Annotated in this window: 5 protein-coding genes; 3 read left to right on the forward strand and 2 right to left on the reverse strand. The window is 68.1% G+C overall.

Features of this window, described 5'->3' with window-relative positions; all coding sequences use genetic code 11:
- Positions 1–2 precede the first annotated feature (2 nt).
- On the forward strand, positions 3–3137 hold the full coding sequence (locus FHS74_RS23495) for an efflux RND transporter permease subunit (protein ID WP_211106503.1): 3135 nt from the start codon (positions 3–5) through the stop codon (positions 3135–3137).
- A gap of 253 nt (positions 3138–3390) precedes the next feature.
- On the opposite strand, the gene FHS74_RS23500 is transcribed toward FHS74_RS23495, so the two are convergent.
- Positions 3391–4035 carry a DUF1345 domain-containing protein gene (locus tag FHS74_RS23500; protein WP_184806105.1) on the reverse strand — a complete coding sequence of 215 codons (645 nt, stop codon included), beginning with the start codon at positions 4033–4035 and terminating at the stop codon, positions 3391–3393.
- Positions 4036–4323: 288 nt separating this feature from the next.
- Here FHS74_RS23500 and FHS74_RS23505 point away from each other — a divergent pair, with 288 nt between their 5' ends.
- On the forward strand, positions 4324–9279 hold the full coding sequence (locus FHS74_RS23505; protein WP_184806108.1) for an alpha-2-macroglobulin family protein: 4956 nt from the start codon (positions 4324–4326) through the stop codon (positions 9277–9279).
- A gap of 288 nt (positions 9280–9567) precedes the next feature.
- Here FHS74_RS23505 and FHS74_RS31020 read toward each other — a convergent pair whose 3' ends face one another.
- Positions 9568–10101: a cold shock domain-containing protein gene (locus FHS74_RS31020; RefSeq protein WP_184806123.1), complete on the reverse strand. Its 534-nt coding sequence runs from the start codon at positions 10099–10101 to the stop codon at positions 9568–9570.
- Between the two features lie 556 nt (positions 10102–10657).
- On the opposite strand from FHS74_RS31020, the gene FHS74_RS23515 reads away from it, so the two are divergent.
- Entirely contained in the window at positions 10658–12376 is a 1719-nt protein-coding gene (locus tag FHS74_RS23515; protein ID WP_184806126.1) for a long-chain-fatty-acid--CoA ligase, read from the forward strand.
- Positions 12377–12388: the final 12 nt, after the last annotated feature.

The following is a 12388-nucleotide window of genomic DNA, read 5'->3' on the forward strand; positions in this document are numbered from 1 at the left end:
TCATGAGCAGCGGCAACATCTCCGCGGTCGCCATCCGCCATCCCATACCGCCCATCGTCCTGTTCATCGTGCTGATGATCGCCGGCGTCGTGGCCTATTTCAGCCTGGATGTGACCGGCAACCCGGACATCGATTTCCCGGTGGTGACCGTCACCGTCAGTCGGCCGGGTGCCGCACCGTCGGAAATGGAAGTCCAGGTGACCAAGCTGGTCGAGGACGCGGTGTCCAGCATCGTCGGCCTCGATCATGTGTCGTCCGACATCACCGACGGCGTGTCCAACACGGTGCTGGAATTCAAGATCGGTTATGACACCGACCGCGCCGTCAATGACGTGCGCAACGCCATTTCCCGCATTCGTTCCAACCTGCCATCCGACATCTACGAGCCGCAGGTGGAACGCCAGGATGTCACCGGCGACGAAATCCTGACCTACGCCGTCTCCTCCGACACCCGGTCGGTGGAGGAGCTGTCGTGGCTGATCGACAACGACATCAGCCGCACCATCACCCATGTCCCCGGCGTGGGCGCCACGGACCGTTTCGGTGGCCTGGACCGCGAAATCCGCATCAACCTGGATCCCAACCGCCTGATGGCGCGGGGCATCACGGCCGATGAGGTCAACAGCCAGCTGCGCGCCCTGAACGTGGATCTGCCGGGCGGCCGCGGCGCCGTCGGCACCAAGGAACAGTCCATCCGCACCCTGGGCTCTGCCCACACGGTGGAGGACCTGGCCAACACCGAGATCACCATCCCCGCCAGCGTCGGCCCGACGGTGGGCAAGGTGCGCCTGCGTGACCTGGGCACCGTCACCGACGGCACGTCGGAGATGCGTTACGTCTCCCGCTATGACGGCCAGCCGACGGTGGGCTTCAGCATCCGCCGCGCCCCGCACTCCTCCGAGGTGACCATCGCCAAGGGCGTGGACGAGGCGGTGGAGCGTCTGCGCAAGGAGTACCCGGACGTCCACTTCAACCTGATCTTCGACAACGTGAAGTACACCAAGCAGAGCTTCGCCGGCTCGGTCGAATCCTTGCTGCTGGGTTCCTTCCTGGCGGTACTGGTGGTGTGGTGGTTCCTGCGGGACGGCCGGGCCACCTTCATCTCGGCGCTGGCCATGCCGTTGTCGACCATCCCCACCTTCCTGGTCATGAAATGGTTCGGCTTTTCGCTGAACGGCGTGACCCTGCTGGCCCTGTCGCTGGTGGTGGGTATCCTGGTTGACGACGCCATCGTGGAAATCGAGAACATCGTCCGCCACATCCGCATGGGCAAGCGCCCGTTCCAGGCGGCGCTGGAGGCGGCGGACGAGATCGGCCTGGCGGTGGTCGCCACCACCATGACCATCGTCGTGGTGTTCCTGCCCGTGTCCTTCATGTCGGGCATCGTCGGCCAATACTTCAAGTCCTTCGGCGTGACCGTGGCCGTGGCCGTGCTGTTCTCCCTGCTGGTCGCCCGGCTGATCACGCCCCTGATGGCCGCGTACATGCTGAAGCCGTCGCAGGTGGATCATCATGGCGAGGGGGGCCGCTGGATGCGGCAGTACGGGCGGCTGCTGGGGTGGAGCATGAACCACCGCTGGCTGACCGTGATGGCGGGTGTCGGCATCTTCGCCTTATCCATCTTCATCGCCACGCTGCTGCCATCCGGCTTCGTGCCGCCCAGCGACAACGGCCTCTCCACCGTGCAGGTCATCCTGCCGCCCGGCGCCACCTTGGCCGAAACCGATGCCACCACCCAGATGGTGGGCCAGATCCTGGCCAAGCGTCCGGAGGTGCTGCACGTCTGGACCCGTGCCGGCCGCAACAACCAGCTGCGCAACGGCGCCGTCACCGCCATCCTCAAGCCCAAGCATGAGCGGTCGCTGACCAAGCAGCAGTTCGAGGCCTCGGTCACGCCGGAACTGAACCAGGTGCCCGGCGCCCATATCGGCTTCAACTCGTCCATCGGCTGGGGCGCCAAGGACATCAGCGTCCTGTTGACCAGCGACGACGGCCCGGCCCTGGAGCGCTACTCCAACCAGGTTCTGGACGAGATGCGGCAGCTGCCCTTCCTCGCCAACGTCACCTCCACCGCGTCCCTGCTGCGTCCGGAAATCCAGATCCGCCCCTTCTTCGACCGGGCGGCGGAACAGGGCGTGTCCGTCCAAGCCATCGGCCAGGTGGCCAAGATCGCCACCCTGGGCGACCTCGACACCAGCGTCGCCAAGTTCAACCTGGGTGATCGCCAGGTGCCCATCCGGGTGCAGATCGATCCCAAGTGGCGCGCCGACATGGACGTGATGGAAAACCTGCGTGTCCGCACGGCCAACGGCGATCTGCTGCCGATCCGCGCCGTGGCCAGCATCGGCATGGGCGCCGGCGCGGTGGAGATCGAGCGCTTCGACCGGGCCCGCAAACTGGCGGTCGAGGCCGATTTGCGCGGCATCGAGGTGGGCGAGGCCATGAAGAAGATCGACGCCCTGCCGTCCATGGCCCACATGCCGCCCGGCATCTCCAAGCCCGCCTATGGGCAGACGCAGGAGATGCAGAACATGATGATCGGCTTCGCCATCGCCCTGGCCACCGCCTTCCTGTTGATCCTGGCGGTGCTGATCCTGCTGTTCCGCAACTTCTTCCAGCCGCTGACCATCATGACCGCCCTGCCGCTCAGCTTCGGCGGCGCCTTCGCGGCCCTGTTGATCGGTGGCATGTCCCTGTCCATGCCGGCCCTCATCGGCATCATGATGCTGATGGGCATCGTGACCAAGAACTCCATCCTTCTGGTGGAATACGCCATCGTGTCGATGCGCGACCGGGGCATGAGCCGGCGCGAGGCCCTGCTGGATGCCGGCGCCAAGCGCGCCCGCCCCATCATCATGACCACCATCGCCATGGTGGCGGGCATGGTTCCCATCGCGGTGGGCATCGGCAACGACAGTTCCTTCCAGCAGCCCATGGCGACGGCGGTCATCGGCGGCCTGATCACCTCGACCCTGCTGTCCCTGGTGTTCGTGCCGGCGGTGTTCACCATCGTCGATGACATCAGCCGCTGGCTGTCGCCCAAGTTCGGCCGCTTCATCACCCCGAGGGACGCGCCGGCCATCGTCACGCCCCTGCATCCCGGGCCGGTGCACGGCGTGGTGAAGGGGGCCGAGTAAGCCCGCCAAGGGCCGTGGACTGAGATGAGACGGGCGGGTCCGGCTGGGCCCGCCCGTCTCATACCAATGGTATTTGATCGTGACCGGTCAAATGCCCCTCAATCGCCGGGCGCCGCCATCCGGCGGCTTGGCTGCTCTTCGATTTACAGTCCGCCTTCGGCTCCCCGCAAATCTCCAGCGCCCGCGGTCGCGGGCGACAGCGGCACGAGTCAAAACCTCATGCCGCTGTATCATTTCAGCGCCTCCGATCCGGTCAGCCGCCCACCAGGCCCGCGGCCAGGTTGATGCCCAGCGCCACGATGGCGGTGTTGAAGATGAAGGAGAGCAGGGCGTGGGCCAGCACGGCGCGGCGGATGAACGCCGTCTGCGTCGTCACGTCCGACACCTGGGCCGTCATGCCGATGGTGAAGGCGAAATAGAGGAACTCCCAATAGTCAGGCTGCTTGCAGCCGGGGAAATCGATGCCCTTGCCCTCCAGCCAATAGGAATGGGCGTAGTGCTGGGCGAAGATGACGTGGACGAAGCCCCAGGAGCAGAAGACGGTGGCGGCACCCAGCGCGGCGCTGGCCGCGGCGTAGGGCGTGCCCTTGGCGTCCGCCACCTCCAGCACGATGGCGACCAGCGAGGCCAGCGCCGCCATGCTGGTCACCAGCAGGATGACCCACTTGCCTGATTCCAGTTCCCGCGCGCGGGCCCGGATGCTGTCCACGTTGGACCGGCCGAAATGGATCAGCACCAGGGTGATGTACAGGATGATGCCGGCGCACCAGCCCACCAGCACGGCGCTGACCGGCGACATCACCCGGCCGGCGCCCAGGCCGGTGACGACGCTGAACGCCAGCCCGATATAGAGGCTGGGATGGTGGCGGAAGGGCTGGATCAGGCTGCCGGCGGCCATGGAAGGGCCCTTGGTCAGGGGAGGGGACCTCAGCGATAGGCCGCCCATCCCGCCCCCGCAAGGTGTCAAGAGGGCCGAGGCCACCCATCGTCCGGCCGCTATGGCCTTTGGCCTAACGGTGAAAGGTCGGCGGGAAAGGTCGAAGGGGGTGCCGTACCGATAACGCGCCTGTTGCAATAGCGTCCAAAACATCGTCCTCTGGCGCCCTGACTGGCCGCGCGCCCATCCATATGGGCGCCGGTTTCCTGGTTTCTTGCCGTCATTATCGGGGTGGAGGCCCCGTCGCCCATGGTGCGTAGCTTTGCCGCGGCCCTCGCTCTGGCTGTCTTCCTCCCCGCCGCCGTCACAGCTTCCCCCCAAGAGCGGCCTCCGGCATCGCCGCCGCCGGTGGCGGCCCCGGCCCCCGCCGCTTCGGTGTCCCCCGCCGGCCCGCCGCCGGCCAAGCCCGCGACTCAAGGCCCTGCCGATGCCGGCCCCTTCGGCCTGACCGGCCTGGAGGTGAATGCCGAGCGCGACGATCCCGAGGCCTGCTTCACCTTCAACCGCCCCCTGGCCAAGGCCCGCCCCGGCCTGCAGGACCCCTATGCCGGCAAGGTCGAGGTTCTGCTCAAGAACGGCCCGGCCGACGCGGGCGCGCCGGTGCAGCGGCCGGTGGTGGTGCGTGACCGCACCCTCTGCGTCCAAAAGCTGGAACACGGCCGCCATTACGCCGTGACCCTGAAGGCCGGCCTGCCCGCCGCCGGCGGGGTGGAAACCCTGCCCGCCCCGCAGTCGCGCGAGATCGAGGTGCTGAACCGCCGGCCGGTGCTGGCCTTCCGTGGCGGTGGCTACATCCTGCCCCGCATCGGCCGCGACGGCCTGCCGTTGCGCACCATCAATGTGGACCGTGCCCGCCTTCAGGTGTTGCACATCAAGGACCGCTCGCTGGTCGAGCAAATCTATTATGGCCGGCTGAACCAGACGCTGAACGACCTGGATGTGGGCTCGCTGGTGGAAAAGAACGGCGAGCTGGTGTGGCGCGGTGAGATGGCGGTGGGCACCAAGCGCAACCAGGCGCAGGTCACGCCCTTCCCCATCGACGCCGTCCTGGGCCAGCTGAAGCCCGGCGTCTACGTGGCGGTGGCGGAGGATGCGGGCGCCAAGACCGCCGGCTGGGAAGGTCGCGCCACGCAGTGGTTCATCGTCTCCGACCTCGGCCTGACCACCTTGTCGGGCACCAACGGCTTGCTGGTCTATGTCCATTCCCTGCGCACCGCCACGCCGTTGGCGGGGGTGGAGGTGCGGGTGGTGGCCCGGGACAACAAGGAATTGGGCAAGGTGTTGACGGGGCCCGATGGGGCCGCCCGCTTCGACGCCGCCTCCGGCGCCGCCAAGGGCCAGGCCCTGTTCGCCAGCGCCAAGGATGGTGACTTCAGCTTCCTCGACCTGACGGCCCCCGGCCTGGATCTGGCCGCCCGGGGTGCCGCCGGCCGTCCTTCGCCGGGTCCCCTGGACGCCTTCGTCTTCGCCGATCGCGGCATCTATCGCCCGGGTGAGGCGGTGCACACCACCACCCTGCTGCGCGACGCCGCCGGCCAGGCGGTGTCGGGCCGCCCTCTGACGCTCAAGGTCCAGCGTCCCGATGGGCTGGAGATCGAGCGTTTCACCCTGGCCGACCGCGGCATGGGCGGATACGCCGCCTCCCTCGACCTGCCCAGCAACGCGGCCACCGGCAGCTGGACCGTGACCGTTCATGCCGACCCGGACGGCCCGCCCGTGGGCACCCTGCGCTTCCAGGTGGCCGATTTCGTGCCGCCGCGCGTCAACCTGGATCTCGCCAGCGATCAGGCCCGTGTGGGGCCGGACGGGACGCTGACCCTGTCGATCAATGGCCGCACGCCCAGCGGCGCGTCGGCCGCCAACCTGGCCGGCACCCTCTCGGTGACCCTGCGCCCCGCCGCCGATCCTTTCCCCCAGGCCCCTTACCAGGGCTATCGCTTCGGCCTGGCGCAAGAGGACGGCGCCCCGCGGCAGGAAACGCTGCCTGGCTTCGCCACCGACGCCAACGGTGTCGCCAGCGTGCCCGTCGCGCTCAAAGGCAAGCTCGATGGGTCCCGCCCGTTGGAGGCGGTGTTCCATGCCGCCCTGTTCGACGTGGGCGGCGGCACCACGGGCCACGACCTGGTGGTCCCGGTGGAACGGTACCCCTACACCATCGGCATCCGCCCCCGCTTCAACGACGACGCCGTGCCGGAAGGGGCGACGGCGGCCTTCGATGTCGTCGCCGTGGCGCCCGATGGCCGGCAGCTGGACAAGGGCCAGCTGTCCTATGACCTTTATGAGGAACGCCTGGACTATGTCTGGTTCGAGGCCAACGGCAGCTGGGACTATAAGCCCCAGGTCCGCGACCAGAAGGTGACGGGCGGCACGGTGGCGGCCACGGCCAAGGCGCCGGGTGGCGTCGAGGTGCCCGTCTCCTCCGGCCGCTACCGGCTGGAAGTGTACGATCCCGCCACCGGTGTGTCCGGCAGCGTGCGTTTCGCCGCCGGCTCTTGGGTCAGCGCCCGGTTGGGGGAGACCCCGGACGCCGTGGAGGTGACCGTGAAGGGGGCCGTGGGTGGTGGTCCGCTGGTGCCCGGGGCCAAGGCCGCCGTCTTCGTGCGCCCGCCCTATCGCAGCACCGTGCTGATCACCCTGGCCGATCGCGCCGTGCGCCAGACGCTGACCCGTGAGATCGGGGCCGAGGGCGCGCTGGTGGAGATCCCCGTCGATGCCGACATCGGCGGCGGGGCCTACGTCATCGCCAACGCCTTCGCCCCGGTGGAAGCCGGCCGCCGCTCTCTGCCCCGCCGCGCCGTGGGGGTGGACTATCTGCCGGTGGCCCTGGGCAACCACGCCCTGGCGCCCAAGCTGGATGGCCCGGCCGAGGCCCGGCCGCGCCAGACCATCCATATTCCCATCCAGGTGCCGGGCGTGGCCCCGGGCCAGGGCGTTCATCTCGTGTTGTCCGCCGTGGACCAGGGTGTCCTCGACATCACCGGCTACAGACCCCCGGATCCGGAGGCCTGGTTCTTCGGCAAGCGCCAGCTCGGCGTGGACATCCATGACGTCTATGGTCGACTGACGGCGCCGCACGGCGCCCCGGGCGCCCCGACGCCGGTGCCGGCCGCCACCTCCGACGCCGTGCCGCCGCGTGGCGCGCCGGTGGTCGCCCTCTATTCCGGCATCCTGGCCGTGGGCAATGACGGCAAGGTGCAGGTGCCGCTGACCCTGCCGGACTTCCAGGGGCGCCTGCGCCTGATGGCCACCGTGTGGTCGGCCGGGGCGTTGGGCCATGCCGACCGGGTGCTGCCGGTGCGCGACCCGGTGCAGGCCGATCTGGCGCTGCCCCGTTTCCTGGCGCCGGACGATACCGCCCGCCTGGCCCTGACCTTGACCAACAGCACAGGCACCCGGGGCACCTATACGGTGACCCTGCAGGCCGAGGGGCCGCTGTCCTTCCCCGTCGACACGACCAACCGTGGCGTCGGCGTCAAGAAGCGCAAGGGCAAGGACGTGGTGCGGCCGGAGCCGCGCGACGTCGTCGCCGTCTTCCATGGCCTGGCCAAGGGCGGCGAGGTCACCCTGAACCGGGTGGTCAGGGGGCTGGCCGTGGGCGCCGGCCGTCTGGTTATGACGGTGAAAGGGCCCGAGGGCGTGGTGCTGACACGCGAGTTCGCGGTGCCGGTGCGGGGCAACCTGCCCGTCGTCACCCGGCATGAGACCGCTGACATCCGCCCGGGCACCACCGTCCAGGTGGCGGCGGAATCGGCACAGGGTCTGCGGCCGGAGACGGTGGTGTCGGGCCTGGCCCTCAGCCCCCTGCCGGAACTGAACGTGCCCGGGTTGCTGATGACCCTGGACCGCAATCCCTATGGCTCCGCCGAACAGATCACCAGCCGCGCCCTGCCGCTGCTGTACCTGGGAGATGCCGGCAAGGCCTTGGGCCTCTACACCGACGCGACCTTGCGGGAACGCATCGACCGGGCCGTCGACAAGCTGTTGGCCCTGGAACGGGCCGATGGCGGCTTCGCCCTGTGGTCGGCGGACGGCCCGGCTGAGCCCTGGCTGTCGGCCTACGTGATGGACTTCCTGACCCGGGCCCGCGACGCCGGCCACGCCGTGCCGGACGCACCCTACCGCAAGGGCCTGGACTGGCTGGTGCGCAGCATCAGCAACAGCTGGGTGGAACCGGCCGACCTGCCGGCCCGGGCCTATGGCTTGGCCGTGGTGGCCAAGGCCAAGGCGGTGGACGCCACGCCCGTGCGCTATTTTTATGAGACCTTCTGGGACAAGCTGCCCACCCGCCTGGCCCGCGCCCATGCGGCCGCGGCGCTGGCGGCGGTGGGCTTGCCCCAGGCCCAGGACGCCTATGCCCGGGTTGACGGCTTGCGTATCACCCTGCCGGGCATGCGCGACTTCGGGTCCGATCTGCGGGACCGGGCGGCCAGCCTGGCCCTGCTGGCGGAGGGCAACACCCCGGTCGAGCGCCTGACCGCCCAAGCCAAGGAAGTGCAGGGACTGCTGCGCGAGCCGGCCCTGATCAGCAGCCAGGAACGCGCCTGGTTGCTGGTGGCGGCGCGGGGCCTGATGCAGCGCGCCGGATCCATGACCCTGGGCGTCGCCGGGCAGCCGGCGGCCGAAACCCGGCCCCTGGTGCGGCGCCTGGACATCAGCGGCCGGTCCTTGACCGTGGCCAACGGCGGGCAGTCGCCCGTGCAACGCACGGTCGCCATTTCCGGCATCCCCGTGGCGGAGGCGCCGGCGGCGAAGGGACCGGCGCCCAGCCAGGCCTATACCGTCGAGCGCCGTATCCTGGATCTGAAGGGCCACCCGGTGGACCTGGCGCACGTGCGTCAGAACGACCTGCTGGCGGTGGTGCTGTCGGGCAAGGTCGAGGGGGCGGGCCCCATCCAGGTTCTGGTGAGCGATCCGGTGGCGGCCGGCTTGACCATTGAGACGGTGCGCATCGCCCGGGGCGGCCTGCCGCCGGAACTGGCGGGTGCTGTGGGCGACCTCAGCGATGCCACCCATGTGGAGGCGCGGGAGGACCGCTACGTCGCGGCCGTGGATCTGGCGGCTGACCGTCGTGAGTTCCGCCTGGTCTACCTGGTCCGCGCCGCTTTGCCGGGCACCTACGCCCTGGCCCCGTCCCAGGTGGAGGAATGGACCTCGCCCAACCACCAGGCGATGGGCGCGGCCGGCAGTTTGACCATCGTTCCTTGAATGATACCAGCGGCATGAGGTTTCGACTCGTGCCGCTGTAGCCCGCGACCGCGGGCGCCGGAGATTTGCGGGGAGCCGAAGGCGGACTGTAAATCGAGGATCAGCCAAGCCGCCGGATGGCGGCGCCCGGCGTTTGAGGGGGCGTTTGACCGGTCACGATCAAATGCCGTTGGTATGAGAACCCCAAACAGGCCGTCAGGCGGGCGGGGCGGGTGTCCGCCCGCTCGCCTGATCCGCCCCTTTAACGGAACCAGGGGGCCGGCGTTGTACCGGGTAAGGCACAGGTCCCTAAACCAGCGCCACCCACACGGCTTCGCGGCCCTTGGGGGCGTCGGCGATGCGCATCTGCACCCGCTGGCCCTCATCCAGATGGTCCATGCCACAGCGGCGCAGCACGCTTTTGTGGACGAACACGTCCTTGCCGCCGTCATCGGCCAGGACGAAGCCGAAGCCCTTGTCGGCCTTGAACCATTTGACGGTGCCGTCGATCTCGATCTCCGACCCCGTGGGCACCCGGTCGCGGGTGCGGGGGGCCGATGGGCCGCCACGGTCGGGTGCGGCGGCCACGCCCGTGACCTCCACGATGCGCAGCACCTGGGGCCCTTTGGGCCCGGCACCGACGGTACACAGCAGTTCCGTCCCCTCGGTGATGTCGTTCAGGCCCGCGCGGGTGATCACCGAAATGTGAAGGAAAGCGTCAGGGGTTCCATCCTCCAAGGCGACGAAGCCGAAACCCTTAGAGGTGTTGAACCATTTGACCTGGGCCTTTGCCGGGAGACCCTCGTCCTGGCTGAAGGCATCATACGATCCGAAGCGTGGCACGAGGCAGTACCTTCCCGATATGTGCCGGATCCCCAAACGGGCGCCGGCCCGATGATCTGACCCCCCAACTCCGCCGCGCCGGGTGCGTCCGGATTCCTCCGGAACTGTCCCTGGTTTTCTTCCTATGCGGCAGCTTGACCCGTCTTAATGGTAAACATAAACCATGAACGTCCGCTACTGTAATGTGTGGAAAAATGTTGCGCTGCGGCAGGGGCTTCGTTCCTTTCATCCACAGGTTCGCGGCCCTTTGATACGCCCGGTTTCACGGCGGCGCCCACCCAAGGGCGGCAACGCTGGGTTGCCGTTTCCGCCCCGGGCCCGACCCGGGGGGAAACGCGGGACCGGCGCCGCGCTTTCACGAAACGCTTGAGTAGCGTCCGCGATGCAGGCACGTTACCGCCCTAGACCGGGGTGGAACGCCCCGGCATGTCGGTTGCCGATACGATCGCCGGGTATGCGTCCCTCGTCGCCAGGTCGGCACCCTTGAGCTTCAAATCACGAATTGGAGCGGTGGCGTCCCCGTGCCTGAGGGGGACCCGCCCTGGGGAGAAAACGTATGATGGCCGACCAGGCCGTAAGTGCGGCGCACATTTGGGAACATAGCTATCCGTCGGGCGTGGATTGGAACGCGCCCATACCGGTGAAGCCCCTGACGGATCTGTTTGACAGTTCCGCCGCGCGGTTCGCCGACCGCCCCTTCATCGATTTCCTGGGAAAACGCTACACCTATCGCCAGGGCGCCGACATGGTCGACCGCGTGGCGAAGGGCTTGCAGGCGCTGGGCGTGGGGCGGGGCAGCAATGTCGGCCTGTTCCTGCCCAACACCCCGTATTCGGTCTTCTGCTACTACGGCATCCTGAAGACCGGCGCCACGGTGGTGAACTTCAACCCCCTCTATGCCGAACGTGAGCTCGTCAAGCAGATCAATGACTCCGAGGTGGAGATCATGATCACGGTGGACGTGCCGCAGTGCTACGACAAGATGGTCCTGATGCTGGGCCAGACCTGTCTGAAGACGATCGTCACCGGCCGCATGGCCGACATCCTGCCCTTCCCCAAAAGCCTGCTGTATCCGCTGGTCAAGCGGAAGGACATCAGCCATCCGCCGGCCGACGTCCACAACCTCAGCTTCCGGACGCTGACGGCCAACGACGGGCGCTACCGGCCGGTCACCATCGACCCGGTGGAGGATGTGGCGGTGCTGCAGTACACTGGCGGCACCACCGGCGTGCCCAAGGGCGCCATGCTGACCCATGCCAACCTCACCGCCAACACGGTGCAGTCGGCGCTGTGGTTCTACCAGGGCCGGCCGGGGCAGGAACGGATGCTGGGCGTGCTGCCCCTGTTCCATGTCTTCGCCATGACCGGCGTCATGAACCTGTCGATCTATCTGGGGGCGGAGATGATCCTGCTTCCCCGATTCGAGATCGAGCAGGTGCTGGACACCATCGACAAGAAGAAGCCCACCCAGTTCCCGGCGGTACCCACCATTTACACCGCCATCAACAACTACAAGGACCGGGCCAAGTACGACCTGTCCTCGCTGGCGTTCAGCATATCCGGCGGCGCGCCGCTGCCGCTGGACGTCTGCCAGACCTTCGAGGGGCATACCGGCTGCAAGCTGGTGGAGGGCTACGGCTTGTCCGAGTCGTCGCCGGTCGCCACCGTCAACCCGATCGACGGTCCGGTGGGCGGCAAGGTCAAGGTGGGCTCCATCGGCCTGCCGGTGCCGGGCACCATCATCGAGCTGATCGATGTGGAGGATGGCAAGACCCCCGTGGCCCAGGGCCAGCGGGGCGAGGTCTGCATCCGGGGCCCCCAGGTTATGAAGGGCTATTGGAAGCGACCGGAGGAGACAGCCGTCACCCTGCGCGACGGACGCCTGCACACCGGTGACGTCGGCTACATGGATGAGGACGGCTACATCTACATCGTCGACCGCATCAAGGACATGATCCTGGCCGGCGGCTACAACGTCTATCCGCGCAATGTGGAGGAGGCGATCTACCTGCACCCCGCCGTCAACGAATGCATCGTGCTGGGCGTGCCCGATCCCTACCGCGGCCAGACGGTGAAGGCCTACATCAAGCTGACCGACGGCCACAGCCTAACCCAGGCGGAGCTGTGCGACTTCCTGCGTGACAAGCTGTCGGCGATCGAGTTGCCCAAGCAGGTGGAATTCCGTGATGAATTGCCGAAGACCATGATCGGCAAGCTGTCGCGCAAGGCCCTGCTGGACGAGCTGGAGGCGCAGAAGACCGCCAGGGCCTCCTGACGCCACGCGCCG

Source organism: Nitrospirillum iridis (genome assembly GCF_014205765.1).
Classification (GTDB): domain Bacteria; phylum Pseudomonadota; class Alphaproteobacteria; order Azospirillales; family Azospirillaceae; genus Nitrospirillum; species Nitrospirillum iridis.

Bases quoted from the DNA above. Each gene is read 5' to 3' on its own strand.
- FHS74_RS23505 (WP_184806108.1), top strand. From the start codon at position 4,324: ATGGTGCGTAGCTTTGCCGCGGCCCTCGCTCTGGCTGTCTTCCTCCCC.
- FHS74_RS23515 (WP_184806126.1), top strand. From the start codon at position 10,658: ATGATGGCCGACCAGGCCGTAAGTGCGGCGCACATTTGGGAACATAGC.
- FHS74_RS23495 (WP_211106503.1), top strand. From the start codon at position 3: ATGAGCAGCGGCAACATCTCCGCGGTCGCCATCCGCCATCCCATACCG.
- FHS74_RS23500 (WP_184806105.1), bottom strand. From the start codon at position 4,035: ATGGCCGCCGGCAGCCTGATCCAGCCCTTCCGCCACCATCCCAGCCTC.